29 protein-coding genes are annotated in these 24,438 nt (G+C 70.6%); 12 read left to right on the top strand and 17 right to left on the bottom strand.

Features of this window, described 5'->3' with window-relative positions; translation table 11 throughout:
* Positions 1–69: 69 nt before the first annotated feature.
* Complete coding sequence (locus tag EPY72_RS01035; protein ID WP_135805299.1) at positions 70–687, top strand: DUF106 domain-containing protein; 618 nt, start codon at positions 70–72, stop codon at positions 685–687.
* On the opposite strand, the gene EPY72_RS01030 is transcribed toward EPY72_RS01035, so the two are convergent.
* The gene (locus EPY72_RS01030; RefSeq protein ID WP_135805298.1) at positions 688–2,415 is read right to left on the bottom strand and encodes a radical SAM protein; all 1,728 of its coding nucleotides are present in this window, start codon (positions 2,413–2,415) and stop codon (positions 688–690) included.
* A 167-nt stretch (positions 2,416–2,582) separates the two neighbouring features.
* Here EPY72_RS01030 and EPY72_RS19140 point away from each other — a divergent pair, with 167 nt between their 5' ends.
* Positions 2,583–2,741, top strand: coding sequence for a DUF7559 family protein (locus EPY72_RS19140; protein WP_167599440.1), 159 nt, complete (start codon positions 2,583–2,585; stop codon positions 2,739–2,741).
* A complete protein-coding gene (locus EPY72_RS01025) occupies positions 2,738–3,154 on the top strand; it encodes an Hsp20 family protein (RefSeq protein ID WP_134670828.1) in 417 nt (138 codons plus the stop codon). Before EPY72_RS19140 ends, EPY72_RS01025 begins: the two co-directional genes overlap by 4 nt.
* A gap of 9 nt (positions 3,155–3,163) precedes the next feature.
* Here the strand turns inward: EPY72_RS01025 and EPY72_RS01020 are convergent, their stop codons facing one another.
* The 6 genes from EPY72_RS01020 to EPY72_RS00995 form a co-directional block, all read right to left on the bottom strand.
* The gene (locus tag EPY72_RS01020) at positions 3,164–4,276 is read right to left on the bottom strand and encodes an NAD(P)/FAD-dependent oxidoreductase (RefSeq protein ID WP_134670829.1); all 1,113 of its coding nucleotides are present in this window, start codon (positions 4,274–4,276) and stop codon (positions 3,164–3,166) included.
* 173 nt (positions 4,277–4,449) lie between these two features.
* The gene (locus EPY72_RS01015) at positions 4,450–5,169 is read right to left on the bottom strand and encodes a fumarylacetoacetate hydrolase family protein (RefSeq protein WP_135805297.1); all 720 of its coding nucleotides are present in this window, start codon (positions 5,167–5,169) and stop codon (positions 4,450–4,452) included.
* Between the two features lie 57 nt (positions 5,170–5,226).
* Positions 5,227–5,772 (bottom strand): hypothetical protein, encoded by a 546-nt coding sequence (locus tag EPY72_RS01010; protein WP_134670831.1) that lies wholly within the window; start codon positions 5,770–5,772, stop codon positions 5,227–5,229.
* A gap of 52 nt (positions 5,773–5,824) precedes the next feature.
* Positions 5,825–6,607, bottom strand: a complete 783-nt coding sequence (locus tag EPY72_RS01005; RefSeq protein ID WP_135805296.1) for a DUF7388 family protein — start codon at positions 6,605–6,607, stop codon at positions 5,825–5,827.
* A 141-nt stretch (positions 6,608–6,748) separates the two neighbouring features.
* A complete protein-coding gene (locus tag EPY72_RS01000; protein WP_134670833.1) occupies positions 6,749–7,351 on the bottom strand; it encodes an NUDIX hydrolase in 603 nt (200 codons plus the stop codon).
* A 25-nt stretch (positions 7,352–7,376) separates the two neighbouring features.
* Entirely contained in the window at positions 7,377–7,874 is a 498-nt protein-coding gene (locus EPY72_RS00995) for a DUF7109 family protein (protein ID WP_134670834.1), read from the bottom strand.
* A 124-nt stretch (positions 7,875–7,998) separates the two neighbouring features.
* Between EPY72_RS00995 and EPY72_RS00990 the strand changes: the two genes are divergently transcribed.
* Positions 7,999–8,427: a CBS domain-containing protein gene (locus tag EPY72_RS00990; protein WP_244605499.1), complete on the top strand. Its 429-nt coding sequence runs from the start codon at positions 7,999–8,001 to the stop codon at positions 8,425–8,427.
* A gap of 20 nt (positions 8,428–8,447) precedes the next feature.
* On the opposite strand, the gene EPY72_RS00985 is transcribed toward EPY72_RS00990, so the two are convergent.
* Positions 8,448–9,188, bottom strand: coding sequence for an SDR family oxidoreductase (locus EPY72_RS00985; protein WP_135805295.1), 741 nt, complete (start codon positions 9,186–9,188; stop codon positions 8,448–8,450).
* Between the two features lie 128 nt (positions 9,189–9,316).
* Between EPY72_RS00985 and EPY72_RS00980 the strand changes: the two genes are divergently transcribed.
* Entirely contained in the window at positions 9,317–9,766 is a 450-nt protein-coding gene (locus tag EPY72_RS00980) for a universal stress protein (protein ID WP_135805294.1), read from the top strand.
* Here EPY72_RS00980 and EPY72_RS00975 read toward each other — a convergent pair.
* Entirely contained in the window at positions 9,763–10,161 is a 399-nt protein-coding gene (locus EPY72_RS00975; RefSeq protein WP_210423474.1) for a hypothetical protein, read from the bottom strand. The two genes, EPY72_RS00980 and EPY72_RS00975, sit on opposite strands and share 4 nt — an antisense overlap.
* Positions 10,162–10,305: 144 nt before the next feature.
* Here EPY72_RS00975 and EPY72_RS00970 point away from each other — a divergent pair, with 144 nt between their 5' ends.
* The 4 genes from EPY72_RS00970 (at position 10,306) to fni (ending at position 15,569) form a co-directional block, all read left to right on the top strand.
* A complete protein-coding gene (locus tag EPY72_RS00970) occupies positions 10,306–11,280 on the top strand; it encodes an ROK family protein (RefSeq protein ID WP_134670839.1) in 975 nt (324 codons plus the stop codon).
* A gap of 56 nt (positions 11,281–11,336) precedes the next feature.
* Positions 11,337–12,749, top strand: coding sequence for a hypothetical protein (locus EPY72_RS00965; protein WP_134670840.1), 1,413 nt, complete (start codon positions 11,337–11,339; stop codon positions 12,747–12,749).
* Between the two features lie 114 nt (positions 12,750–12,863).
* A complete protein-coding gene (gene thsA / locus EPY72_RS00960; RefSeq protein ID WP_135805628.1) occupies positions 12,864–14,426 on the top strand; it encodes a thermosome subunit alpha in 1,563 nt (520 codons plus the stop codon).
* Between the two features lie 60 nt (positions 14,427–14,486).
* Positions 14,487–15,569, top strand: a complete 1,083-nt coding sequence (fni, locus tag EPY72_RS00955) for a type 2 isopentenyl-diphosphate Delta-isomerase (protein ID WP_135805292.1) — start codon at positions 14,487–14,489, stop codon at positions 15,567–15,569.
* 90 nt (positions 15,570–15,659) lie between these two features.
* On the opposite strand, the gene EPY72_RS00950 is transcribed toward fni, so the two are convergent.
* The 3 genes from EPY72_RS00950 to EPY72_RS00940 all read right to left on the bottom strand — a co-directional run bounded on the left by EPY72_RS00950 (position 15,660) and on the right by EPY72_RS00940 (position 18,633).
* Positions 15,660–16,439 carry a GHMP family kinase ATP-binding protein gene (locus EPY72_RS00950; protein WP_135805291.1) on the bottom strand — a complete coding sequence of 260 codons (780 nt, stop codon included), beginning with the start codon at positions 16,437–16,439 and terminating at the stop codon, positions 15,660–15,662.
* Positions 16,440–16,501: 62 nt separating this feature from the next.
* Positions 16,502–18,025, bottom strand: a complete 1,524-nt coding sequence (locus tag EPY72_RS00945) for an FAD-dependent oxidoreductase (protein WP_135805290.1) — start codon at positions 18,023–18,025, stop codon at positions 16,502–16,504.
* A 68-nt stretch (positions 18,026–18,093) separates the two neighbouring features.
* Complete coding sequence (locus tag EPY72_RS00940; protein ID WP_134670844.1) at positions 18,094–18,633, bottom strand: GNAT family N-acetyltransferase; 540 nt, start codon at positions 18,631–18,633, stop codon at positions 18,094–18,096.
* A gap of 97 nt (positions 18,634–18,730) precedes the next feature.
* Here EPY72_RS00940 and EPY72_RS00935 point away from each other — a divergent pair, with 97 nt between their 5' ends.
* The gene (locus EPY72_RS00935) at positions 18,731–19,150 is read left to right on the top strand and encodes a DUF3054 domain-containing protein (protein WP_167599441.1); all 420 of its coding nucleotides are present in this window, start codon (positions 18,731–18,733) and stop codon (positions 19,148–19,150) included.
* Here EPY72_RS00935 and EPY72_RS00930 read toward each other — a convergent pair.
* Positions 19,147–19,788, bottom strand: coding sequence for an SdpI family protein (locus EPY72_RS00930; RefSeq protein WP_134670846.1), 642 nt, complete (start codon positions 19,786–19,788; stop codon positions 19,147–19,149). The two genes, EPY72_RS00935 and EPY72_RS00930, sit on opposite strands and share 4 nt — an antisense overlap.
* Positions 19,789–20,078: 290 nt before the next feature.
* On the opposite strand from EPY72_RS00930, the gene EPY72_RS00925 reads away from it, so the two are divergent.
* Entirely contained in the window at positions 20,079–20,309 is a 231-nt protein-coding gene (locus EPY72_RS00925) for a DUF8015 family protein (protein WP_134670847.1), read from the top strand.
* 77 nt (positions 20,310–20,386) lie between these two features.
* Positions 20,387–21,385: an ornithine cyclodeaminase family protein gene (locus tag EPY72_RS00920; protein WP_135805289.1), complete on the top strand. Its 999-nt coding sequence runs from the start codon at positions 20,387–20,389 to the stop codon at positions 21,383–21,385.
* A 212-nt stretch (positions 21,386–21,597) separates the two neighbouring features.
* On the opposite strand, the gene EPY72_RS00915 is transcribed toward EPY72_RS00920, so the two are convergent.
* From EPY72_RS00915 to EPY72_RS00900, 4 genes are read right to left on the bottom strand one after another with little or no spacing between them, the layout of a single operon-like run.
* Complete coding sequence (locus EPY72_RS00915) at positions 21,598–22,638, bottom strand: presenilin family intramembrane aspartyl protease PSH (RefSeq protein WP_135805288.1); 1,041 nt, start codon at positions 22,636–22,638, stop codon at positions 21,598–21,600.
* A gap of 48 nt (positions 22,639–22,686) precedes the next feature.
* Entirely contained in the window at positions 22,687–22,914 is a 228-nt protein-coding gene (locus EPY72_RS00910; RefSeq protein ID WP_135805287.1) for an H/ACA ribonucleoprotein complex subunit GAR1, read from the bottom strand.
* A complete protein-coding gene (gene srp19, locus EPY72_RS00905; RefSeq protein WP_134670851.1) occupies positions 22,914–23,195 on the bottom strand; it encodes a signal recognition particle subunit SRP19 in 282 nt (93 codons plus the stop codon). The genes EPY72_RS00910 and srp19 overlap by 1 nt, the downstream gene beginning before the upstream one ends.
* Positions 23,196–23,243: 48 nt before the next feature.
* Positions 23,244–24,392, bottom strand: coding sequence for a PGF-CTERM-anchored ABC transporter substrate-binding protein (locus EPY72_RS00900; RefSeq protein WP_135805286.1), 1,149 nt, complete (start codon positions 24,390–24,392; stop codon positions 23,244–23,246).
* Between the last annotated feature and the right edge of the window lie 46 nt (positions 24,393–24,438).

Here is a 24,438-nt window from a genome sequence, read left to right as displayed (position 1 = left end):
TCTGGTCCCGACGGGCCGACGCCCCGTGGCGGGAAAGCATTGATAACGCTTCGCCCGGAACCTGTTGGTATGGCAACCGAATCGGCGGGGTGGACCGCACGCGACAAGCTCGCCGGGGTCGGCGCGCTCGTCATGCTGTCGGGGTACTTCGTGGATCCGATCGGGACCGCCGTCGGCGCCGGGATGCAGGCGGCGCTCGCGCCGGCGGCGTCGTTCGTCCCCTTCTCGGTGCTCGTCTTCCTGCTGGCGGGCACCGCGGGGCTGTCGTCGGCGCTACTCAACGCGAAGCTCCGGAACCAAGAGCGGATGGCGGAGCTTCGCGATCGGATGACCGAGATCCGCGACCGCGTCGAGAACGCCCGGGACCGCGGTGACGACGACGCCGTCGAGGAACTGCGCGCCGAACAGCAAGAGTTGATGGGCGACTGGCTGGCCCAGATGAAGACCCAGTTCCGGCCGATGGTCTGGAGCATGCTCGTCTCGGTGCCGGCGTTCCTCTACCTGCGGTGGGTGTTTCTGGCGCCGAGCGCCGCCGTCGCGCCCGCCGCGCTCGCGCTCCCCGTCGTGGGACACGTCGCGTGGACCGCGACGATCGTCGGCCCGCTCCAGGTGTGGCTCGCGTGGTACGTCGGCTGTTCGGTCTCGACCGGGATCGTCGCCAGAAAGATCGTCGCGCGAGTCGGGTAGTCAGTCCGCGCCTTCCGGGTTCTCCGCGGTCGCGAACGAGTCGAGATTCACGCTCACGTCCGCCGAGAGCTCGGTCGGCGACTCGTACGGCCGGTTCACGATGACGTTGCCCGCCCGCTGAGTGCCGAGTCCGGGGATCGCGGTGAGTTCGTCCATCGTCGCGCTGTTGAGATCGAGCGGATACGGCACGCCCGTCACCGACCGGTAGCCGTGGTCGACGACCGCCACGTCGATCGTCCGGCCGAGTTCGCGCTCGCCCGGGATGCCCACGAGCAGGGGGTAGGTGCCGAGCTGTCGACCGAACGTCCGGCCGTCGCGGTGGTATTCGAGGTGGACGTCGGGCAGGACGGTCCCCGCCGGCGCGAGCCGACGGAGCATCGGGTTGTCGATCTCCTCGCGGACCTCGGTCTTGTACTGCTTGAACAGCTTCTTGTGGTCCTTGGCGATGTCCGCGCCCACGTCGCTCATCTCGGTGCCGTCGAACGCCATCACCTGCCGGATGTTGACACGCCGGAGCATCAGGCCGGCGTCGTACACCCGTTCGAGAAACGCCTTGTTGTGCTCGAACGTCTCGCGGCGCTCGCCTTTCAGCCCGTGGAGGAGGTTGATGCCGGGCAGGAGCTTCGGGAGGCGGTTCGCGGCGTCCTCGCCGTGCGTCGGAGCGTTCTCGGGGTCCTCTCCAGGCCGCCACCCCGCTTCCTCGTTGACGATCTCCACTGCCCGGAAACACTCCTCGGCGGTGACGTTGAGGTTGTTCTCCTCCTGAACGAGGGGGTCGGCCGATTCGAGGCCGAACGCCGCGGTGTCGCCCGGCGTGTTGTGCTCGGCGATCACCCTGATGCCCTCCCGGGCCAGTTCGGGCCACTCCACCACGGTGATGGGGTTCATGTTGTCGAGGTGGAGGGTTTCGAGGTCGGGGGCGACCGACCGGATGCCGCCGTAGAGCTCGCGGAGGGCGTCGGGGTTGGGCTTCTCGCCGTCGCCGCCGTACGCGAGGATGTCGGCCTGCCGGCCGAGCCGGAAGTGGCGCGCCCCGCGGTCGTAGAGGGTCTCGACCTCCGCGACGACCGACTCGGGCCGCCGGAACGAGGGGTTGCCGTACAGGGGTTCGGTGCAGAACGAACACCGGTAGGGACACCCCCGGGAGGTCTCCATCTCGGCGATGAGGTAGTCGGGGTGGTTGGGGTGGTGTTCGATCACGAACGCCCCCTTCGCGGCCCACCGGTCGATCTCCTCGTTGTCGCGCATCCGGTTGTTGAACCCCTCGAACCCGCTGTCGAGCAAGTCGTAGGCGGCGGCCTCCACGTCGCCTTTCGCCACGAAGTCGAAGTCGAGGTCGTCGCGCTCGGTCTCGGTGCCGCCGGCGTTCTCGTCGCCGACGCCGAACTTGACGGGACCGCCCATCAGGCTGGTCCCGTCGGCGGTCCACGCCAGCTTTCGCACCTCGTCGGGTTCGGCGGGCGTGCCCCCGACGTACTTGCCGGGGACGGTCATGCCCCCGAGGTAGACGAACAGGTCGGCGTCCTCCACGTCGCGCCACCGCGCGCTGTCGTCGCGGAGTTCGTCGATGGTGTGATAGGTGACGTTGGCCTCGGGGACGCCGGCGTCCACGATCGCCCCGGCGGTGTATCGGGGGTACGTCGAGATGTACGGCGGGACGCCGAAGTGGGCGGGTTCGTCGACGTACCCGTCCACGAGCGTCACGTCGAGGTCCGCGAGGTCGGTCATGTAGTCACATTGCCCGCCGACGGGTAAAACAGTGACTACACGCTCGGGGCGCCGGGCCCGACGGGCGTCCCGACCGCGGACCGGCCCCGGGGCCGGAGCCGGCCGAGAGCAGCGTGGACTCGCCGAAGCCCGCGTGTTTATAGTCGCGCAGGCGTTAGGTTCAGCGTATGCCTGCCACCCTCGAAGTGAAGTGCACGAACGAGGACTGCGAACTCGACATGTTCGAACTGCACTACACCTACGACATGCCCGAGGAGACCGGCGTCTCCGACTTCCAGTGTCCGTACTGCGCCCAGACCGACTCGCTCGACGAAATCGAGCTATGAACGTCCGGGAACTCGGTCGGTCGGTCGGCGGCGCCGTCCTCCGCCGGGTCGGCCGCGGCGCGAGCAAGATCCACGAGTCCAAACCCCTCCCGGTCGACCTGCTCGAGAGCGACGACGCCTACCTCGTCGTGTTCGACGCGCCGGGCGCGACCGGTAGCGACGTGCAGGTCCGGTACGCCGACGGCTCGGTCCTCGTGCGCATCGACCGCTTCCGGGAGTTCCACGAGGGGTTCGAGATGGTGTTCCCGGGTCGCGGGCTCTCGCTCGACGGCGAGGCCGAACTCCCCGCAGACGCCGTCGTCGACGCCGAGGCCGCGACCGCGACGCTGGCCGAGAGCGGGACGCTCAAGGTCCAAGTCCCGAAGCGCGAGGCGTCGTCCGACGATTCGCCCACCGAGTCGGTCGAAGCCTGACCGGGCGGGTCAGTCGACCGCCATCCCCTCGACGATCTCGAACGCTTCGTCGCCGTCGAACCGCGTCGGATCGAACTCCGGGACCGGGCTGTCGCCGAGGACAGCCTCGGCGGCCGCCTCCCCGAGCGCCGGGGCTCGCATGAACCCGTGGCCCTGCCAGCCGGCCGCGACGAACACCCCGTCGCGGAGTTCGCCGACGAGCGGGTCGCGGTCGGGCGTCGCCACGCAGAGGCCGGCCCACGCGTCTTCGACCGGCCCGAAGTCGCCGACGCGGTGGTCGAGTCGCTCGCGGGTCGCGTCCACGAACGCCTCGTCGGCGTCTCGCTTCCACTCGTCGGGGTCGCTCTCGACCTCCTCGGTGCCGTCCCCGGAGAGCAGTCCGTCGGGATGGGGCCGGAGGTAGTACCCCTCGGTGGCGTCGTAGACCATGGGGAGCGAGCCCTTTTCGTCGTCGAAGCCCGCGGTGAGCGCCTGCACCCGGTAGGGCTTGAGCGGGACCGAAATCCCGGCCGCCGCGAGCAGTCGCTTGGTGTGGGCGCCCGCCGCGACCACCACCGCGTCGAACGACGCCGACCCCGCGTCGGTCTCGACGCTCGGGCCGTCGGGGTCGAGCCGGGCGGCGGTGTGTGTCCGGATCTCCGCGCCCGCCTCGCGGGCCTTCTCGGCCAGCAGGTCGGCGTACGCTCCCGGCAGGGTACAGCCGGCGTTCTCCGCGACGGCCGCGACGCCCACGTCGTCCCACTCGACCGCCGGGAACCGGTCGCGGAGCTCGTCGGGGTCGGCGAACGCCACCTCGCGGTCGGCCTCGCGCATCCGGGGCACCTGCTCGCGGATCGCATCGGCGCGCTTCCGGTCGCCCTCGCGGGCGAGCAAGACGTACGGCGTCTCGCGGAACTCGAACTCGCCCTCGCCGGAGAACGCCCGAAAGCGCTCGATCGCGCGGTCGCCGACGCGGGCGTCCTCGGGCGCGGCGAACGCGTCGTAGAGGACGCCCGCGGCCCGGCCGGTCGACGCGCCGCCGATCTCTCCCTTCTCGTAGAGGACCACGGACGCGCCGCGGTCGGCGAGGTCGTAGGCGGCGGTCGTGCCGACGGCGCCGCCGCCGACGACTGCGACTCTCATGGTCGCCTCCGGGGCGAGACGGCGGTCGCGCTCGGTGCTCGGTCTGTGTCTCGGACTCGGCGCATGGTCGAGCCGACGAAGTGCGGGCACTTAGGCGTACGCCCGCCGGAAAATCGGCTCTCGAGGCCGAACGCCCGAGCGGACGGCGTCGGTCAGTGTGAGTGGGGCCGGTCTCACTCCGGGGCGACCACGCGGTTCCGGAGCGTCCCGACGCCCTCGTAGGTGATCTCGACGGTCTCGCCGGGCTTGACCAGCCCGGGGTTGGCCGGGCTCCCGAACGCGACCACGTCGCCGGGCCGGAAGGTGAACCGCCGTGAGAGGTACGAGACGATCTCGTAGGGGTCGAACAGCATCAGCTCTGTGTTGGCCTCCTGTCGGCGCTCGCCGCCCACGTCGGTCCGCATGTCGACGTCCGTCGGGTCGATGTCCGTCTCGATCCACGGGCCGAGCGGCCCCGAGGCGTCGAAGGCCTTCCGGGCGGTCCGGCCCTGCTGGTCGAGGGCGTCGACGTCGTTCATCACGGTGTACCCTCGAACCACCTCGGGCACCGACTCGGGGGCGACCGCCCGACACCGCTCGCCGATGACCGCCGCGAGCTCGCCGGCGTAGGTCAGCTCGTCGGTGAACTCGGGGTACGGGATCGGTCTGCCGTGCCCGACCAGCGAGGCGGGCGGCTTCACGAAGAAGTCGGGCTCCTCGGGGCGCTCGTACTCCATCTGATCGAGCGTCTCGGCGTAGTTTCGCCCGACGCAGTACACCGCAGAGGGCTCGCAGGGCGGCAGGAGCCGGCCGTCGGTTCCGACCTCGTAGGTGCCGTCGTCGGCGCGGACGACGCCGTCGTCGTAGGTCCCACTCACCGGTCCGTCCGGCGTCAGCAGTCGTGCGAGTCGCATACGACCGCGTTCGAAACCGACCGCCAAAGGGGTACCGACCCGCGCCGGCGCTCGGCCCTAGTCGGGCCGATCGTCGACCGCCGATTCGAGCAGGAGTTCGGTCGCGGTCTGGGTCGGCGAGCCCGGCGCCGTCTCGCGGGCGAACCGGGCGATCGCCGCCTGGCCGTCCCGGACCGTCTCGTCCGCGCCGACCGCTTCCAGCAGGCGCCGATAGAGGCCGAGCTCGGCGTCGAGGGCGGTCAAAAGCTCCTCGCGAGCACCCTCGTAAGAGCGCTCCTCGTCGAGGAACACGTAGAGCTTCGTGCTGTACTCCCGGAGGCGCCGCTTGGTTCCGTCCGAGACCGCGGGGTGGGTGAGAAGGTCCTCGGCCGGGAGGTCGGCGGCGTCGTCTTCCCCGTCGCCGTCCTCGGCGACTTCGTCTCTGGCGAGCGACTTGGCGGTGTCGTACTTCGAGGCGAGTTCGGTCCTGGTCTCGCGGCTGGACTCGGTCCAGTCTTCGAGGACCGCGACCGCGTCGCCGACCGTCTCGATGCGTTCGGCGATGCGCCGTCGGAAGTCGGCGGGGTCGCCGACCGACTGGATCTCCGCGACGAAGGTGGGCATAGGGCGGGGTACGGGCTCGGGCCCCATCCGTGTTCGGAAACCCCCGCCAGCGTCAGGAGACCAACGCCTCGACGCCGCGGGCGGGGTAGCCGACCACGAGGTCGGCGCCGGCCTCCTTCAGCGCGGCGACCTGCTCGCCGACCGCCGTCGGGGTGCCGACCAGCGCGTAGTCGCGGGTCGCCGCCGTGAGGACCTCGCGGGCCCGTCCCGACGCCGTGTGGTCGGTCGCGGCGCCCTCGGGAAGCGCGCTCGCGACCGGCCCGCGCCGGGCCGCGTACGCGCCGACGGCGTCGAGCACCGCATCGTCGTCGTCGGTGAGGACCGTCGGGGCGTACACCGCGACCTCGCCGTCGAAGCCCCCTGCCCGGAGCGCCCGGAGGTCGCGCTCGGTCGACCGCGACAGGAGCTCGAACTGCGTCGCCCCGGTCGCGAGCGCCACGCGCTCGACGCCCTCGGTGCCGACCCACGCGTCGGGTGCGCGCTCGACAGCCGCCCCGAGCCGGGGCGCGACCGCCTTCGATCGCTCCTCGTCGGTGAGGTAGGCGGCGTGACCCGCGACCGCGACCCGTTTGACGCCCTCGGGGATGGCTCCGTAGAGGGCGTCGTCGCCGAGGGGATCGTACCCCGCGGCCCGGACCGGCGTGGTGAGCCGGACCGTCTTTTCGCTGGCGAGGGCCGCGAGCGTCTCCTCGCTCGGGCGGTGCTCGCGGCCCTCGTAATCTATCGTCACTCTCTCGAACGGGAGGTCGAGCGCGCGCGAGACGTCGCACTCGGCGGGCTTGAGCGCGACGGCGTCGAGCCCGGTCGTCGCGACGGACTCGCCAGTAGTCAGCACGCGCGACCACCGCCAGTAACAGTGAGAACTCTACGACCCGTGCGGAACGCGATCCATCGTCTGTGCGACCATGTACCCCACCGTACCCCGGGAGGACTCAAAAGCGTGTCGGCACTGTCGGTTCTTACCGGCCCGGCGGTGTCAGCGCCGCCCGACGTCGGCGTCGGGGTCGAGCACTCGGTCGATCGTCTCGGGCGCGCGCCAGTCGGTCGCAAGCTCCAGCAACTGGACGAGGATCCGGGCGGTCGCGCCCCAGACGGTGTAGCCATCGACCCGGAAGAAGTGGACGATCGCCTCGCCGTACTGGGGGTGCTCGCGGCGCTCGTTCTCGTAGTTGTCGGGATCGACCAGCCCCGAGACCGGCAGGACCGCGATCTCGGCGACCTCGCGCTCGTCGGGGGTGTACTGTCGGTCGGGCACCCGCGCGACGAACGGCGAGACCGCGTACCGGGTGGTCGTCCGGATGTCGTCGAGTCGCCCCACGACGTCGGCCTCGTCGGGCCCGAGTCCGATCTCCTCGTCGGCCTCCCGGAGCGCGGTCGCCAGCAGATCCTCGTCGCTGGGCTCGCGACCGCCGCCGGGGAAGCTCATCTGGCCGGCGTGTTCGCCGAGGTGGTCCGCGCGCTTGGTGAACACGAGGTGGGGCTCGCCGTCGCGGACCGCGACCGGCGCTAACACCGCCGCGTTGCGCTCCTCGTCGGTGACCGCTCGCGGGACGTACTCGGTCACGCGGCCCAGTTCCATATCCGGAACCTCGGACTCGCCGGCCTTAATTCGTGCGTTCGGCGCAGTCGGTGCCGGGCGACTCGAAGGCCCGATCCAGCGTCTCGCGCACGTCGGCGACCCCGACCGGCGCCCACGCTTCGAGGTCGTAGCTCACGTCGAGGAGTCGCTCGGCGCGGTCGGTCTCGCCCGCCGCGGCGACCGTCCGGCTCTCCTCGCGGAGGCGGTCGGCGACCGCCTCGCCGACCGCCTCGCGGTCGAGGTCGCGGTCGGGCACGTCCATGATGTGGGGCAGGTCCGGACCGTGTTCTGGCACCGCGGGGAAGGCGGCCGGGCCGGCGACCAGCAGGCGGTCGCCGTCGCGGTCGATCTCGACGAGGTGGTAGTCGGCGAGCGCACGCTCGATCTCGGCGGTCAGCGCCTCGTCGTCGACCGACTCGCCCCGCTTGAACGCGAGTTCCGAGAGCGCCTCCCGGAGTTCGTCGGCAGTCAGCGCGCCGAAGAGGTCGACCACCCCGGCGAGTTCGTCCGTCGTGTGGCTCATCCGTTGTCGGGTGAGGGTCCTCGCGGGGGCTTAGTTGTTCGGGAAGCGTCCGGCGGCGCCGGCTCTCTGTCCGGACCCACGCCGCGACCCAAACGTACATCCGGCGCCCCCGACACGGGGGAGTATGCTCGTTCGCGACGCGATGACGACCGACGTGGTGACGGTCCCGGCCGACGCGCCGCTCCGGCGCGCGGTGGGCGTGATGCTTCGGGAGGGCGTGGGGAGCGCCGTCGTCACCCGGGACGGCGATCCCGCCGGAATCGTGACCGAGACCGACGCGCTCAAGGCGGGCTATCGCTTCGAGCGGCCGTTCGGCGAGATCCCGGTGACGAAGGCCGGGAGCGACGGCGTCGTCACGATCTCGCCGGACGCGACCGTCCGGACGGCGGTCAGGCGGATGCGGGCCGAGGACGTGAAGAAGCTCCCGGCGGTCGAAGGTCTCGACGTGGTCGGCATCCTCACGATGACCGACGTGGTCCGCGAGCAGGAGACGCTCATCGACGAGGCGATCCGACTGGAGCAGGGCCGATCGGGATGGACGCCGGACCGGTAGCGGCCCCGAGCGACCGCGACTCACACCGATTCCGGTAGCCACCCGCCGTCGACCTCGACGTTCTCGCCGCTGATGTAGCCGCTGTCCTCGTCGAGGAAAAAGAGGACGGCCTGCGCGATGTCCTCGAAGCTCGCGGGTCGCCCGCGGGGGAGGTCGTCGGGGAACTCGTCGGAGTTCTCGACGACGTACGGCGACACCGCGTTCGCGGTGATCCCGTCGTCCCGGGTGTCGGCCGCCAGCATCCGGGTGAACATCAACACGCCCTGCTTGGCGATGAAGTACGGCGCGTTCTTCGGCGACATCAGCCCCTTCTCGGCGCTCGCGTAGCCGACGTTCACGATCCGGCCCCACGACTGGTCGCGCATCCCGGGGAGCGCGCGTTTACAGCACAGATACGTGCCGTTGACGTTCGCCTGCAGGACGGTGTTCCACTCCTCGTAGGAAAGGTCCTCCCAGTGGTCGGGCGCGAACGGGCCGACGTTGTTGACGAGCACGTCGACCGTCCCGAGGTCCGCCTCGACCGCCTCGAACATCGCCTCGACGTCGTCGGGATCGGCCACGTCGGCCTGCACGGTGGTCGCGTCGGGCGCGCCCCGCTCGCGGGCCGTCTCGGCGGTCGCCGCCGCGGCCTCGTCGCTCGTCCGATAGTGGACCGCGGTCGAGGCGCCCCGGTCGGCGAGCGCGAACACCAGTTCGCGGCCGACGCCCGTCGCGCTCCCGGTCACCAGCGCGGTCCGTCCCGACAGGTCAGGTCGTAGCATGGCCGTCGGTTGGGGCTCGATCCATATCGGTGTGCGGGAACCGGCTCGGGGTCGAGGACCGACTGTACTACTCGCCGGCGAGTAAACCGTCCCACACGCTTAATTGGTCGGGCCGCGGAGGAGGGCGTATGACGCTGGAAACGATACTGCTCGCGGTCGGACCCGGCGACGCCGACCGCACCGAGACGCTGGCGGACGCCGTCGCCGAGGTGGCCGAACCGACGGGCGCGACGGTGATCCTTGCTCATGTGTTCACCGACGAGGAGTACGACGAGGTCGTCGCGCGACTCGACTACGATCCGATGGGCGAGATCAACCCGGACGAGGTGGCCGCGCGCCACGCCACGATCCGCGAGCTAACCGACCGGCTCGCCGACGCCGGCATCACGTATCGGGTTCGGGGCGCGGTCGGCTCTCACGGCGAGACCATCGCGGACCTCGCCAGCGAGGTCGACGCCGACCGCGTGGTCGTGGGCGGTCGCACCAGATCGCCGACGGGGAAGGCCGTCTTCGGCTCGGTCGCCCAGACCGTGATGCTGTCCTCGCCGTGTCCGGTCACCTTCGTCCGGTCGGATTAGTCGCGTCGGCCCTTCCACTCGCGCTCCTGGCGGCGCTCGGCGACGTGGCGCCGGCCGTCCGAGACCGTCTCGCGGACGTCGGACTCGAACGCGGTCACGTCCGCGAGACAGCCGTCCTGAAACGTCTCGACCACGTCGTACGACCACGTCTGATCGAACACGCCGGTCGGGAGCAACTCCTCGCGGAGCCGGTCGGCCAGTTTGTCGTAGCCGCTCGCGCGCAACGTCGCCTCCGCGTCGGCGAGGTGGTCCATCGCGTGGCCCGTCGCGTGGTGGAATTCGACGAGACTGCCGTGGGCGCGGTGGAGCCACTCGAGGCCGAGTTCGACCTCGTGGAGCGCCTCGATCTCCGACTCCGAGAGGTCGCCGCCGGGTCTGTCGGGGTCGCGATCCATGACACTTACTAACATGCGCGAGGCCATAGGTCTGGCGTCTGCTCGAATCGCCCGTCCGGCGACCCGACGGTGTGAGGAAACCGCATACTCGATGCCGAGTAAATGATTGTTGTTAAGTGCGGCCGTCACGTCTTCCCGGCGTGAATGGCGTACTACGCGGGCGTTGACCTCGGTGCGACGAACGTCAGGGCGGCAGTCGCCGACGGGGACGGGGCGGTGGTGAGCGTTCACCGCGCGGACACGCCGAGGGGGCCGACCGGCATCGCGGTCACCGAGGCGGTGCTGTCGTGTCTCCGGGAGGCCTGCGGGGCCGTCGGCGTCGACCCCGACGAGATCGAGGCCGTCGGGATCGGTAGCATCGGGCCGCTCGACCTCGCGGAGGGGATCGTCGACGGCCCCGCGAACCTCCCCGACGCCGTCGGCCGGATCCCGCTTTCCGGACCGATCGGCCAGCTCGTCGACTCCGACCGGGTGTACCTCCACAACGACACCGTGGCGGGGGTCATCGGCGAGCGCTTCTACAGCGACCGCAATCCTGACGACATGGTGTATCTCACCATCTCGTCGGGCATCGGCGCCGGGGTCTGTGTCGACGGCGAGGTGCTGTCGGGGTGGGACGGCAACGCGGGCGAGGTCGGCCACATGGTCGTCGACCCCCGGGGACGGCGGACCTGCGGGTGCGGCCACGACGGCCACTGGGAGGCGTACTGCTCGGGCAACAACATCCCCGAGTACGCGACGATGCTGGCCGAGGACGACCCGGGACTGGACACCGCCCTCCCGATCGACGCCGCCGACTTCTCGGCGGCGGACGTGTTCGAGTACGCGGGTCAGGACGCGTTCGCCGACCACGTCGTCGAGCAGGTCGCCCACTGGAACACCCTCGGGGTGACGAACATCGTGCAGGCGTACGCTCCGCTGGTCGTCTACGTCGGGGGCGCGGTCGCGCTCAACAACGAGGAACTCGTCGTGGACCCGCTCCGCGAGCGCCTCCGGGAGACGGTGTTCAACAACGTCCCGGACGTCCAACTGACGAACCTCGGCGACGACGTGGTGTTGAAAGGCGCCATCGCCAGCGCGCTGACCGGCGGGACGGGCGACCGCTCGCGGGTCGCGTGAGGACGGCCGGGCCGGGGTCCGCCCCTTTTATCCCGCTGTGTCGCATCGGTAGACGCATGCGACGGCGCGAATTTCTGGGGGGCATCGTCGGGACGCTCGGTCTGTCGGCGGTCGGCACCGCCTCGGGCCACCCCGGCCCGTACCGGCCGTACGGGAGCGTCTCGGTAGCGAACGCGGCCGAAGCGGTCCCGGGTCCGGACGACGAGTACGTCTACGTCGCCGCGATGGACGGGTTCGCGGTCGTAGACGTGGCGCGCCCGGACGACCCGCAGGTCGTCGCGGAGCGCCGGGAACTGCTCGCCGACCGCGAGACCGGCCCGCTCCGGGGGCTCCAAGACGCGAAGGTCGAGGGCGACCGGCTGATCGTCGCCGGGCCCGCCGATCCGATCCCCGGCGACGTGCTTCGGGGCGTGCTGATCTACGACGTGAGCGAGCCGACCGACCCCGAGCGAGTCGCCTTCTTCGAGACCGACTACCCGATCCACAACTGCTTTCTCCGGGACGGGGTCGCCTACCTGACCGGCAACGACAACGCCGACAACCCCCTCGTGATGGTCGACGTGAGCGGCGACGACCCGACCGAGATCGGACGGTGGTCGATCCCCGGCCACGAGTCGGCGTGGACCGAGACCCCCTCGAACCTCCGGACGGTCCACGACGTGTGGGTCGGCGACGGACGGGCCTACCTCGCCCAGTGGGACGCCGGGACGTGGATCGTCGACGTGAGCGACCCCGCGGCCCCGTCGTTCGCCGGCCGGGTCGGGGGTCGGTCCCGCGAGGAACTCGCGGCCGTTTCCGACGAGTCGGTCCGGGCCCAGATACTCCGCAAGCCCGGCAACCACCACTTCTCGATGCCCAACGACGACGGCTCGCTACTCGGGATCAACAAGGAGGCGTGGGCCGTCGACGGCCGCGGGACCCCCGGCGAGCTCGAACTCTGGGACGTCTCGGACCTCGAGGACCCGACCCGGCTGTCGACCATCGACCCGCCGCCGACCCCCGACCCAAGCCTCAGCGGTACGTGGACCACCTCCCACAACTTCGACATCGTCGGCGACCGGCTGTTCTCCTCGTGGTATCAGGGCGGGGTCAAGATCCACGACATCTCCGACCCCGCGAACCCCGAGCTGTTGGCGTGGTGGCGCAAGCCCGACGAGGCGGCGTTCTGGACGGCGAGACCGGTCACCGACCGGTTTTTCGTCGCCAGCAGTGCGGGCCAACTGGAGGGGAGTCGAGGCGCGCTGTACACCTTCGGCAACCACGCCGGCGAGCAGAGGAATCCGCCGTCGCTGACGACGACCGCGGGGGGCGATACCGAGACCACGACCGCGACAGGAACCGAACAGGCCGCGCTCGCCGACGACGCCACGACCGACGACGGCGCCTCCTCGGGCGTCCCCGGCTTCGGCGTGCCGGCCGCCCTCGCGGGGCTGGTCGGGGCGGGCGCGTGGCGGCGGTTGCGGGACTGAGGTCGCCGGGGCCGAGAGCGAGAGAGTCGGCGATCGGGGAAACTTTTATATAGAAGTTCAATCATTTTTCGAACGGGGATACAGATGTCGGAGTCAGGATTCGGACAGCAGCGCATGGGCGGTCGACCGATGTTCGTCCTCGCGGAGGACACCGAGCGCACCCACGGACGCGATGCACAGACGTCGAACATCGACGCGGGCAAGGCGGTCAGCGAGGCCGTACGCACCACGCTCGGACCGCGAGGGATGGACAAGATGCTGGTGAGCGACACCGGCGACGTGACGATCACGAACGACGGGGCGACCATCCTGAACACGATGGACATCGACCACCCCGCGGCCCAGATGATCGTGGAGGTCGCCGAGTCCCAGGAGGCCGAGGTCGGCGACGGCACCACGACGGCCGCGGTGCTCGCGGGCGAACTCCTCGCGAAGGCCGAGGACCTGCTCGAGGACGACGTCCACCCGACGACGATCGTCGAGGGGTACGCCCGCGCCCGCGACATCGCGATCGAAGCCGTCGAGGAGCAGGTGCTCGACGCCGAGACCGACGACGAGTTGCTCGGGCAGGTCGCCGAGTCGAGCATGACCGGCAAGGGGACCGGCGACGTGACGACCGAGCGGCTCGCCGAGGTCGTGGTCGAGGCGATCCGCCACGTCGACGGCGAGGACGGCGTGGCCCGCGACGACGTCCGAGTCCACACCCAGACGGGGGCCTCCTCGTCGGCGACGGAGCTCGTCCCCGGAGTCGTCACCGACGAGGAGCCCGCCCACGCCAACATGCCCCGCGAGGTCTCCGACGCGACCATCGCGGTCGTCGACGAAGAGCTCGGGGTCCGCGAGGCCGAGATCGACGCCGAGTACAGCGTCGAGAGCGTCGAACAGCTCACCGCGGCGGTCGACGCCGAGCGGCGCGAACTGGAGTCGTACGCCGAGTCGCTGTCGGCGGCCGGCGTCGACGTGGTGCTGGCGACCGACTCGATCGCCGACGGCGCGGCGGCCGCGCTCGCCGACGCCGGCATCCTCGCGTTCGAGAGCGTCGACGACGACGAGGCCCGGGCGATCGCCTCCGCGACCGGCGCGAGCCGATCCGGCAAGGTCGAGGACGTGGAGGACGCGGATCTCGGTCGGGCCGAGACCGTCCGCGTCCGGACGTTCGGCGACGAGGACCTCGTGTTCGTCGAGGGCGGCGCGGCGGCCGAGTCGGTCACCGTCCTGATCCGGGGCGGCACCGAGCACGTCGTCGACGAACTCGAACGCGCCCTCTCGGACGCGCTCGACGTCGTGGCGGCCGCGCTCGACGCGGGCGGGGTCGTCCCGGGCGCGGGCGCGACCGAGATCGTCGTCGCCGACCGGGTTCGGGAGGCGGCCGCCGGCGTCGAGGGCCGCAGGCAACTCGCGGTCGAGGCGTTCGCCGACGCGGTCGACGTGCTCGCGCGCACGCTGGCCGAGAACACCGGGATGGACCCGATCGACGCACTGGTCGACCTCCGGGCCGAAAACGAGAGCCGCGACGGCCGGGCGGGCGTCATCGCCACCGGCCAGCACGGCGAGGTGGGCGACCCCGTCGAGGCGGGCGTCCTCGACCCGGTCGCGGTCAAGCGCGAGGCGTTCGAGTCCGCGACCGAGGCCGCGACGATGATCGCGCGCATCGACGACGTGATCGCCGCCGAGTAGGCGAGTCGTCGCGTCGAGACAGCAGTACTGTTTTCCCCGCCGCTTTCCCAAGATAGCCTAATGACCGAACGGCGCTCGTCGGAGACCGAGGACCGGAAAGACGACCACATTCAGATCGTGCAGGAACGAGACGTCGAGACCAGTGGAACCGGCTTCGAGGACGTCCGACTCGTCCACGAAGCGCTTCCGGAACTCGACCGCGACGCGATCGACACGTCCGTCGAGTTTCTGGGCCACGAGCTGTCGGCCCCGATCTTCATCGAGAGCATGACCGGCGGCCACCAAAACACCACCGAGATCAACCGAGCGCTGGCCCGGGCCGCCGGCGAGACCGGGATCGCGATGGGGCTCGGAAGTCAGCGAGCCGGCCTCGAACTCGACGACGAGGGCGTCCTCGAGTCGTACACGGTCGTGCGTGATGCCGCGCCAGACGCGTTCATCTACGGGAACCTCGGCGCCGCCCAGCTTCGAGAGTACGACATCGAGACGGTCGAGCGCGCGGTCGAGATGGTCGAGGCCGACGCGCTCGCGGTCCACCTGAACTTCCTCCAAGAGGCCGTCCAGCCCGAGGGCGACGTCGACGGGCGAAACTGCTTGAGCGCGATCGAACGAGTCGCCGCGGATCTCTCGGTGCCGCTCATCGTCAAGGAGACGGGCAACGGGATTTCCGGGGAGACCGCCCGGAAGCTGACCGCCGCAGGGGTCGATGCGATCGACGTCGCCGGAAAGGGCGGCACGACGTGGTCGGGGATCGAAGCCTACCGCGCGGCCACCGCGAACGCGCCCCGACAGGAGCGCATCGGGACCCTGTTCCGGGAGTGGGGGATCCCGACCGCGGCGAGCACGATCGAGTGCGGGGCCGAACACGACTGCGTGATCGCGAGCGGCGGCGTGCGCACGGGCCTGGACGTGGCCAAGGCGATCGCGCTTGGCGCGCGGGCCGGCGGGTTGGCGAAACCGTTCCTGAAACCCGCCACGGACGGCCCGGACGCCGTCGTCGAGCGGATCGAGGACCTGCGTGCCGAGCTGGAAACGGCGATGTTCGTCACCGGGTCGGGGTCGGTCCGAGCGCTTCGAGAGACCGACTACGTGTTGCAGGGAGCGACCCGCGAGTACGTCGACCAGCGAGCTATCGGCGAGTGACGCCCGGCTTCTCCGTCCCGCCGTGCTATCGGCTCCGTACGCTAATTCGGCGGTCGTAGACGAACAGCACGCGAGGAGCACAGACCGCGGTCATCGCAGGGACGCGCCGTCCGGACAGATTCGGGTCCGGTCGGGCAGTGTGCCCTCGACGCCGACCGCGAAGACGGTCTCGCCGACCATCGCCATGCTCGCGAGCCCGCCGGCGTTCTCGACCGACGCGACCGCCTCCCGGACCGCCGGCGTCGGGAGACCCGTCGCCTCGGCGAACGACCACGCCGCACGGGTCAGCTCCGAGAACGACGGGTCGGCCGGGAGCGCGTCGAGCGTTCGGGTCCCCGCCCGCTCGATCCGAGCCATCAGTTCGTCGTCGCCCAGCATCTCCTCGGTGGCGATCCCGCCGAACGAGTCGTACTCGATCGGCGCGTCGGTCCCGACCCGCCACCGGTCGCGCCCGTCGCCGACCACCAGCCCGCCCATCTCTTGGACGAACACGTCGCCGAGCCCGGTGCCGGCCGCCACCTCCGCGCGGTGGGCGACCGCGACCAGCTCCTCGCGCGTCCGCCCGAGATCGAACGCCTCGTTCGCCGCGAGGGCGGTCGCGAGCGTGGCGGCCCCGCTCGCGCCGAACCCGCACCCGATCGGGACCGACGAGGCGAGGTCGACCGCCGCCGCGACGTCGAGGGCGTCGAGCGCCAACTCGACGGGTTCGAAGTCGGTCGGCTCGCCGTCGACCGCGACCGCGGGTTCGTCGGCGGGACGGACGTCCGCGACCACGCCGTCCTCGATCGCGAAGCTCGCGCCCATCGACTCGTCGCCCGACTCAGCGGGCGCGAAGACGGCGGTGACGCTTCCGGGGGCGAAGGCCTTCATGGGTCGGTATGGGTGGCGGCGGCGTTTGAATCCTCTGAACGCGGCCGGCCGCGCCCTCGGGGTCACTCCCCGCGCTTCGGGAGGTCCTCGACCGCGGGGCCGTTCAGCACCTCGCCCTCCGGTGAGAACCGCGAGCCGTGACACGGACAGTCCCACGAACCCTCGGCGTCGTTCCACCGGACCAGACAGTCCAGATGCGTACAGACCGCCGACACCGCCCGGATGTCGCCGTCCTCGTCCCGAGAGACCGCCAGCGGCGTGTCCCCCCGCCTGAGGACCGTCCCCTCCCCGGGCGCGAGGTCCGCGCCGTCCGCGCTCGCGAGGGCGGCCGCGGTCCAGTCCCGGGCGAACTGCGCGCCGACGTCGACGTTCTCGGCGAGGAGGTCCCGGCCCGACGCCGCGGGGTCGAACCGCTGGGGGTCGAACGTTCCGGCCCACGGCCGCGACTCCCCCTGCGCGAGAGCCGCGAGTAACATCCCGGCCGCGGTGCCGTTGGTCATCCCCCAGCCGCCGAACCCGGTCGCGCCGTAGACGCGCTCGGACGTCGGACCGAGTCGCCCGACGAACGGCACGTCGTCGACCGAGACGAAGTCCTGGGTCGACCACCGGTACTCGACCGACTCGACGTCGAAGTGCTCGCGGGCCTGTTCGAGGAGCCGCCGGTAGCGCGCCGCCGTCGACCCGCCCTGTCCGGTCTTGTGGTTCTGGCCGCCGACCAGCGCCAGCGTGCCGTCGTCGGTCGGGTGCGGACGCACAGAGAAGTACGGCTCGGCGTCCCGGTAGAACAGCCCGTCCGGCGGGTCGTCGGCGAGCCGAACCGCCAGCACGTACGACCGCTTGGGGTACTGGCGCGCGAAGTAAAAGCCCGGGTCCTCGATCGGGAAGTGGGTCGCCACGATCACGTTCTCGGCGGTGACGGTCCCGCGCTCGGTCTCGACCTCGCAGGGCGAGCCGTCGTCGATCCCGGTCACCGCCGTCTCCTCGAGGACGTGCGAGCCCGCCTCCGGGATCGCCTCCGCGAGGTCGAGCAGGTACTTTCGGGGGTGAAACTGGGCCTGCTCGGCGAACTTCACGGCGCCGTGTGTCGCCCCGGGAAACGCCGGGTCGGGCACGTACGACGCCGGGAGCCCCAGACGCTCGGCGGCGGCCGCCTCGCGCTCGACGGCCCCACGCTGGTCCTCGTCGGCGGCGTAGGTGTAGGCGGGGACGCGCCGGAAGTCGCAGTCGATGTCGCGCTCGTCGACCCGGTCGGCGATCGCCTCGATCGCCGCCGCGTTGGCGTCGGCGTACCCCCGAGCGCGTTCGCGCCCGTGGGTCCGGAGCAGGTCGTCGTAGACGAGCCCGTGTAGGGCGGTGACCTTCGCGGTCGTCTTGCCCGTGACGCCCTCGACCACGCGATCGGCTTCGAGCAGCGCCACCTCCCGGCCCGCCTCCGCACACTCAAGCGCCGCGGTCACCCCGACGATCCCGCCGCCGACGACCGCGGTGTCGACCCGGCGGTCGCCGTCGAGCGGTGGGAAGTCGGTCCGCGGCGTCGTGCTCGTCCACAGCGATTCGTGTCGTCCCGGTAGCTCTCGTTCGTGCATGCCCGAACCCCCCAGAATGTGGGCGTGATTCGATCGGGGCGGCCTTATCCCCACCGGCCGGCGGGGTCTCACTCGGGCGCGGGGATCGTCTCGGGCGGGCCCGCCGCCGACTTCGCGTCCAGAAAGTCCCGTTCCTCGGCCGCGAGGTCCTCCCGTCCCCGGTAGGCGTCGAGGCCCGCCCGATAGGTCGCCGGCGAGCGGTCGCCGGGCCGCACCAACACCAGTTCGGCGAGCCCGGTCTCCTCGCCGGCGTACCCGAACCCGGCCTTGTAGAGGGCGTGGTAGGCGAAGGGGTTGTTGACCGCGATCTTCACCCGGTCGTACCCCCGCGCGTCGAGCCGGTCGGCCGCGAACGCCGCGAGCCGCGCGCCGATCCCCTCCCCGCGGCGGTCGGCCCGCACCGTGACGTACCGGAGCCACGCGGCGGCCGGGTCGGTGCGGTCCTCGTTGAACGCGATCGCCCCGAGGCGGTCGCCGTCGGCCCCGTCCTCGCGGGCGACCGCCTTCCCGGTGTTGGACATCACGAACTTCCCCGCGTAGCTGAACTCCCGGTGGTCGAGCCGGAGCTTGGGGTCGTCCTCGGGCCAGCCGACCAGCGCGTACTCCATGGCTTCGGGTTGGGGGGCCTCCGGCAACTGTCCTTCGCTCCGGCACCGGTCGGCGCGCACCGCGGGAATCATAACGCGTCGGCCCCAACCGCCGGCCATGAGCAACGCCGTCGACGGACTGTTCGGGTCGCGAGTCGAGCGCTCGACCGGGACGGTCGGCCTCGCGGTCGGGGATCTGCTCGTGCTCGCGAGCTTTCTCACGCTCGGATCGATCAACCACGGCGTCGACCCGGTCGCGATGCCCGGGCGAGTCGCGGGCACGATCGCGCCGTTCCTCGCCGGGTGGGTCGTCGGGGCGCTGGCGATCGGCGCGTACGCCCCCGGAACGACCCGACGGGTCCGCACCGCCGTGGTCCGCGCGGTCGGCGCGTGGATCGTCGCCGCGCCGATCGGCCTCGCGATCCGGTCGACCGCGTACTTCCACGGGAGCGCGCCGTGGACGTTCGCGCTCGTCGTGACGACCGTGGGCGCGGTCTCGTTCGCGGTCTGGCGGGCGGCCGCGGTGGGGCTTCGTTAGCCCGCGACGCGGCGGTGGACCAGATAGGAGTAGGCGGTCGCGTACGCCCCGACGGCGACGACCGGCACGACGATGAGGAGAATCGCGGCGGAGGGGACGACCGCCCCGAGCGCCGCCACGACGCCCGCGAGTTTGAACAGCGGGGCCGCGCGGTCGTGGGTCCGGCGCCACACCTCCTCGTCCGAGAGGGTCCAGGGGGTCCGGATGCCGACGAACCAGTTCTGCTCGGCGCGTTCTAACACGACGCCGGCGTAGTAGAAGACGACCCCCATCGCGGGCGCGAGCGCCTGGATCATCCCGAACTCGAAGCCGGCGTTCCAGGCGAGCACCAGGAGGTGGAGGTACGTCAGCATCCCGACGACCAACACGACGAACGCGTCGTACTGCTCGCGAAACGCCGCGACGTTCTCCCCGAGGGGGTCGAGCCGGGGGAGGACCGCGAACAGCGCGAGCAGTCCCGCCGACACCGCGGGGATGGTCGCGAGCGCGATGACCTTCGGAGTCCGGCCGTCGGCCACGCCCGCGGCGTTCCAGTGGGTCGCCATCCGCGCGGGCATCTCGGGGGACGCCAGCGCGCTCGCCACGACTCCGACCGCCACGAGCGCGAGGCCGACCGCGTAGCTCTGTCGGGTGTCCATAGCCGGGAGTTCTCCGTGGTCGAAGGTAAATGTGTGGCCGATCGCGAGGGTCAGATCCGGCCGCGGTCGCGCGTCGACTGCGCGTCGGTCGGATAACTCGTGAAAATATAGCGGCAATCGTGAGCTTCCCGGTATCGACGGTTTCGGATCAGGAGACGCTCGAAACACCCTCGTAACCAACTCATAACTTATGAGGACATTACAGGGAGAGTATTTCGAACCCACCAGAAATGCCCACCAGAGGTACGGGAAAGAATTATATACCCACGCCGCATAGAATGTAATAGATTATGACTGGGTACTACGACATCATTCTCGGACTCATCCCGCTCTCGCTGATCGGTATCACCGCCGCCATGAGCGCCATCGGCGTCTCGGTGACCGCCGCCGTCCCGGTCGCGGCGACCGTCCCGGTCGCGCTCATCGCTCACGCGCTGTTCGTCAACGGCCCCGTCGACCGGACGTCCGTCGCGACCACCCAGTCCGCGTCGGAGTCGAACGGCTTCGAGGCCGCCGACTGAACCGTCTCCCGACGACGCTATCCCCGTTTTTCTCCGGCGCCTCAACGGTTTTCAGGCTGGCCTGTGTTGGTTGGGCCATGAGCGACACGCTGTTTCTGACGAGCGAGGATGTGTCCGGACTCGCGAGCCCCGAGGAGTACGTCGAGGCGGTCCGAGAGGGTTACCGCCAGCGCGGCGAGGGCGCGCCCGCCGAACCCCGCACGAAGCTCCCCAACGCCGAACCGCCGGGGATGCTGACCGGCTACTCGGCGATCCTGCCCGAGACGGGCGCGATGGGCGGGTACATGTACGCCTCCGGGTTCGGCGCCAAGGACGCGTGGTTCGTGACGCCGGTGTTCGACGCCGAGTCGGGCGAGCCGATCGCGTTGCTCGACGGCGCGAGCATGAACCCGTTCAAGACCGGCGCGACCGGGGCGGTCGGCACCGACGCCCTCGCCCACGAGGACGCCGACACCCTCGGGATCGTCGGTAGCGGCTCGCAGGCCCGCGGGCAACTGCGCGCGATCGCGGCCGTCCGGGATCTCGACACCGTCCGGGTGTACTCCCCGACCAAGGCGTCCCGCGAGTCGTTCGCCGCCGAGATGAACGAACAGCTCGACGCCTCGGTGGCGGCGGTCGCCTCCAGCGCGGCCGCGATCGACGACGCGGGTATCGTGGTGACCGCGACCACCGCCAGCGACCCCGTCTTCGACGGCGACATGCTCGCCGACGGGGCCCACGTCACCGCGATGGGCCAGTACCACCCCGAAAAGCGGGAACTCGACGCGACGACGATCGAGCGGTCGACCTACGTCCCGGACCTCCGCGAGCGCGTCTCCCAGGACGCGGGGTCGTTCATCGCGGCGGTCGAGGCGGGCGTCGTCTCGGAGGACCACGTCCACGCCGAACTCGGCGAGGTCGTCGCCGGAGCGGCGCCCGGTCGGGAGACCGACGAGGAGATCACCGTCTTCGACTCCGGGGGCACCGCCATCGAGACGGTAGCGGCGGCCCACATGCTCTACGAGAAGGCCCGCGAGGAGGGACTGGGGTCGGAGATCTCGTTCGCGCCCGCGAGCGAGGCGCTCACCGGGAAGTAATCCGAGAGGCGTTCAGGCCGCGAGTACTATCGCGGCGACGAAGTTCGAGTCGGTGCCCGCTCTGGTCTCGTGTTGCTTGCGCTCGGCGTTCGACATGTTTCGGGGGTGCGTCCAGTTCATAGGCGGTTTAAATGTTTACTCGGGTTTGAGTATGTCGTTCCGGTGGCGCCCCGAGAACGGCTCCCGAGCCAGTCGCGGTGACACACCGCACCTTACAGTCCGAGCGCCTGGGTCAGCGTCAGCCCGCTCGCCAGCGCGCCGATCAGGTAGCCGCCGATGGCGCCGCCGTTCAGCAGGGGAAGCCCGGCGTGGGCCCGGCCTTTCAGCACCATCCAGAGCAGGACCAGCAGGCCGGCCATCGTCCCGAGCAGGGAGGTCAGTGCAGGGAGGTTCAGCGCGATGCCCGATACCAGCGGCTCGGCGTCGGCGAAGAAGGCCGCGCTGGCGACCATCACCGTCGGCATCACGGCGTCGCCGAGGCCGATGAACAGCGCGTCGCGGTCGGTGATGTCGGGGCGCTCGGCCTCGGGGTGGTCGGCGTCAGCGCCGTCGGGATTCGCGGCCGCGTCCTCGGCGTCGCCGACCGACGACTCCGTGTCCGCCGGGCCGTCGTCGTCGCCGTCGGAGTCGTCGCCGGCGTCGAGATACGAGTACGAGAGGGTCATCGGCACCACGAACACCACCGGAATCTTGAGATCCATCACGCCCGAGGCGAGCGTCAGCATGTGCTCGGTGCCGTAGACGCTGATCGCGTCGTAGATCGCGAGCACGCCCAACAGGAGGATGGCGGGCAACAGCCCGAAACTGATGCCAAAGAGGCCGGCCGCCCCCGCGCCGATGATGACCCCGGTGGCGTCGATGACGTACCACTCGGGGTGGACCAGCAGGGCGACCGACACCGCCAGCGCGGCGCCGATCGCGAGGACGTTCACGGCCGCGCCGTCGACGGTCACGGCGAGGCCGGCGGGCATCACCACCGAGAAGACGTACCACGACAGCAGGCCGCTGGTGAGGATGATCCCGCCCCGGAGGAGCCACTGCACGTCGAGTTTGATGATCGCGAGCATCGCCGCGGTCAGGACCAGCACCGCGCCGACGTACAGGAGGCTGTTGGTCGGGTCCGAGGGGTTCTCGACCTGCTGGTAGCCGGCGCGCTGGAACGGCTCGACCAGCGCCAGCGCGCCGAGTTGGACCAGCAGAAACATCGCGACGGTGAGCCCGACCGCCCCGAGCAGACGCGTTCTGTCTTCCATGTCGGGACGCTCGCAGGCCTCGGCCTTTGGGGTTGTGGATTGGGACGGTCAGCGGGCGTAGAGCTTCTCGCCCAACAGCGTCGGGAGCGCGACCCCGTCGTCGGGCGAGACCGCGACGTACGGGCGCGAGACCGGCCCGAACACGTCGACGACCCGCCCGACCGCGGTCAGCTGTTCGTCGACCGCCTCGGTCCCCACGTCGGGGTGGCGCTCGTCGCCGCACCGGACGATCGCCAGCCCCTGTGCGGTCCTGACGACCTCGCCGAGACGCTCCATCAGTCCCGGAGCGCCGCCGCGTACGCGGCGACCGCCTGTATCAGGTCGTTTTTCGTCGAGTCGTCGGCGTCTTTCACCAGCACCCGGCCCCGCTCGTCCCAGTTCTCCCGGGAGTAGGCCTTGTCGCGCTCGATGACCGCGTCGTACCCCACCTGCTGGACCGCCTTGGCGATCTCGTCGACGGTCGGCTCGGCGATCGCCATCTCGGCGGCGACCCGTCGCCCCTCGTTCCGGCTCTTGTCCGCGTCGAAGTACGCGGGCCAGAGGACTTTCTCGACCATACGTGGTCGGTCGGACCCGTCGGTTAAACACCTTTCCCGTTCGGAACTTCAGCGCCGGCCGGCGAGAAGCGCCGCCCCGGCGAGGGCCGCGAGCGCCGCGGGCACGCCGAATCCGGGCACGCCGCCCGACGCGCCGCCGGATTCCGTGGTCGTCTCCGTGGTCGCGTCGGCCATCGCGCTCTCGTCGGTCGTGAGCGCGGTAGTGGCGGTCTCGGCGGTTTCGGTCGTCTCTATCGCAGTCGTTTCGGTCGCAGTCGTTTCGGTCGCAGTCGTTTCGGTCGCGTTCGCCTCGGCGTACGCCTCGGGGTGGAACGCGTCGGCCATCCGGACGATCGCGTTGACGACCCGCGGCGCGGGCTGGCTGATGTTCTGGTTGCTGACGGTCATGACCTGCCCGTTCTGGACCGCGTGGGTCCCGTTGTAGGCGTCGGTCTTCGGGTACGCGCCGAACGCGCCGAGTTCGACGATCCACTCGGGGTCCTGCTGGACGATGATCTCTTCGCTGATCGTCTGGTAGCCCGAGACGTTGGCCTCGACCGCGACGTTGGTCCCGCCCGCGAGCTCCACCATGCTGTTGATGAAGGTCCCGTCGCCGGCGGTGTAGCCGCCCCCGACCGAGACGAACACGCCGGGCCGCTCGGAGTTCTCGACCGCCTCCTGAACCGTCGCGATGCGGTCGCGCATCGAGGTGACGGTCTCGTCGGCGGCTTCGCAGTTACCGGTGAGTTCGCCGGTCACCTCGGTCTTCGCGTAGATGTCGTCGATCGACGCGGCGAACCCGAACTTGTAGACGGTGAGTCCAGCCTCGCGGAGCTTGGTGACGGTGTCGTTCGAGATGACGTTCGGCGCGAGGACGAGGTTGGGCTGGGTCGAGACCACTTTCTCGACGCTGATCCGGCCCTCTCCGGCGGCCGAGACGTTCGTGCGCTCGGCCGCACCGTCGAGATACAGCGCGTGTTCGGACAGCCCGACGACCTGAGACTCGCCGCCGATCTCCCACATCGTCTGGGCCGCGCTCGGCGAGAGGGTGGTGACCCGCTCGGGGCGCTCGTCGACAGTCACTTCAGTTCCCGTCGCGTCGGTCGCGGTTACCGGGAACGAACACTCCGCCTGGGCCGTCCCGGCGGCTCCGACTCCCGTCGGGACCGCCGCGACGACCAGTAGTGCGAGCAGTGCGCTCGTGAGTTTCGCCTTCATGCGTCACCACCTCGGACAGTATCCAATAAGTATTTACCTAAAGCAA

This window comes from Halorussus marinus (assembly GCF_004765795.1).
GTDB lineage: Archaea > Halobacteriota > Halobacteria > Halobacteriales > Haladaptataceae > Halorussus > Halorussus marinus.
The sequence above is the reverse complement of the archived record's forward strand: the minus strand, read 5'-3'. Positions and strand labels throughout refer to the sequence as shown.

Coding starts and splice junctions, on each gene's coding strand:
- EPY72_RS01035 (WP_135805299.1), top strand. CDS start 70: ATGGCAACCGAATCGGCGGGGTGGACCGCACGCGACAAGCTCGCCGGG.
- EPY72_RS01030 (WP_135805298.1), bottom strand. CDS start 2,415: ATGACCGACCTCGCGGACCTCGACGTGACGCTCGTGGACGGGTACGTC.
- EPY72_RS19140 (WP_167599440.1), top strand. CDS start 2,583: ATGCCTGCCACCCTCGAAGTGAAGTGCACGAACGAGGACTGCGAACTC.
- EPY72_RS01025 (WP_134670828.1), top strand. CDS start 2,738: ATGAACGTCCGGGAACTCGGTCGGTCGGTCGGCGGCGCCGTCCTCCGC.
- EPY72_RS01020 (WP_134670829.1), bottom strand. CDS start 4,276: ATGAGAGTCGCAGTCGTCGGCGGCGGCGCCGTCGGCACGACCGCCGCC.
- EPY72_RS01015 (WP_135805297.1), bottom strand. CDS start 5,169: ATGCGACTCGCACGACTGCTGACGCCGGACGGACCGGTGAGTGGGACC.
- EPY72_RS01010 (WP_134670831.1), bottom strand. CDS start 5,772: ATGCCCACCTTCGTCGCGGAGATCCAGTCGGTCGGCGACCCCGCCGAC.
- EPY72_RS01000 (WP_134670833.1), bottom strand. CDS start 7,351: ATGGAACTGGGCCGCGTGACCGAGTACGTCCCGCGAGCGGTCACCGAC.
- EPY72_RS00995 (WP_134670834.1), bottom strand. CDS start 7,874: ATGAGCCACACGACGGACGAACTCGCCGGGGTGGTCGACCTCTTCGGC.
- EPY72_RS00990 (WP_244605499.1), top strand. CDS start 7,999: ATGCTCGTTCGCGACGCGATGACGACCGACGTGGTGACGGTCCCGGCC.
- EPY72_RS00985 (WP_135805295.1), bottom strand. CDS start 9,188: ATGCTACGACCTGACCTGTCGGGACGGACCGCGCTGGTGACCGGGAGC.
- EPY72_RS00980 (WP_135805294.1), top strand. CDS start 9,317: ATGACGCTGGAAACGATACTGCTCGCGGTCGGACCCGGCGACGCCGAC.
- EPY72_RS00975 (WP_210423474.1), bottom strand. CDS start 10,161: ATGGATCGCGACCCCGACAGACCCGGCGGCGACCTCTCGGAGTCGGAG.
- EPY72_RS00970 (WP_134670839.1), top strand. CDS start 10,306: ATGGCGTACTACGCGGGCGTTGACCTCGGTGCGACGAACGTCAGGGCG.
- EPY72_RS00965 (WP_134670840.1), top strand. CDS start 11,337: ATGCGACGGCGCGAATTTCTGGGGGGCATCGTCGGGACGCTCGGTCTG.
- thsA (WP_135805628.1), top strand. CDS start 12,864: ATGGGCGGTCGACCGATGTTCGTCCTCGCGGAGGACACCGAGCGCACC.
- fni (WP_135805292.1), top strand. CDS start 14,487: ATGACCGAACGGCGCTCGTCGGAGACCGAGGACCGGAAAGACGACCAC.
- EPY72_RS00950 (WP_135805291.1), bottom strand. CDS start 16,439: ATGAAGGCCTTCGCCCCCGGAAGCGTCACCGCCGTCTTCGCGCCCGCT.
- EPY72_RS00945 (WP_135805290.1), bottom strand. CDS start 18,025: ATGCACGAACGAGAGCTACCGGGACGACACGAATCGCTGTGGACGAGC.
- EPY72_RS00940 (WP_134670844.1), bottom strand. CDS start 18,633: ATGGAGTACGCGCTGGTCGGCTGGCCCGAGGACGACCCCAAGCTCCGG.
- EPY72_RS00935 (WP_167599441.1), top strand. CDS start 18,731: ATGAGCAACGCCGTCGACGGACTGTTCGGGTCGCGAGTCGAGCGCTCG.
- EPY72_RS00930 (WP_134670846.1), bottom strand. CDS start 19,788: ATGGACACCCGACAGAGCTACGCGGTCGGCCTCGCGCTCGTGGCGGTC.
- EPY72_RS00925 (WP_134670847.1), top strand. CDS start 20,079: ATGACTGGGTACTACGACATCATTCTCGGACTCATCCCGCTCTCGCTG.
- EPY72_RS00920 (WP_135805289.1), top strand. CDS start 20,387: ATGAGCGACACGCTGTTTCTGACGAGCGAGGATGTGTCCGGACTCGCG.
- EPY72_RS00915 (WP_135805288.1), bottom strand. CDS start 22,638: ATGGAAGACAGAACGCGTCTGCTCGGGGCGGTCGGGCTCACCGTCGCG.
- EPY72_RS00910 (WP_135805287.1), bottom strand. CDS start 22,914: ATGGAGCGTCTCGGCGAGGTCGTCAGGACCGCACAGGGGCTGGCGATC.
- srp19 (WP_134670851.1), bottom strand. CDS start 23,195: ATGGTCGAGAAAGTCCTCTGGCCCGCGTACTTCGACGCGGACAAGAGC.
- EPY72_RS00900 (WP_135805286.1), bottom strand. CDS start 24,392: ATGAAGGCGAAACTCACGAGCGCACTGCTCGCACTACTGGTCGTCGCG.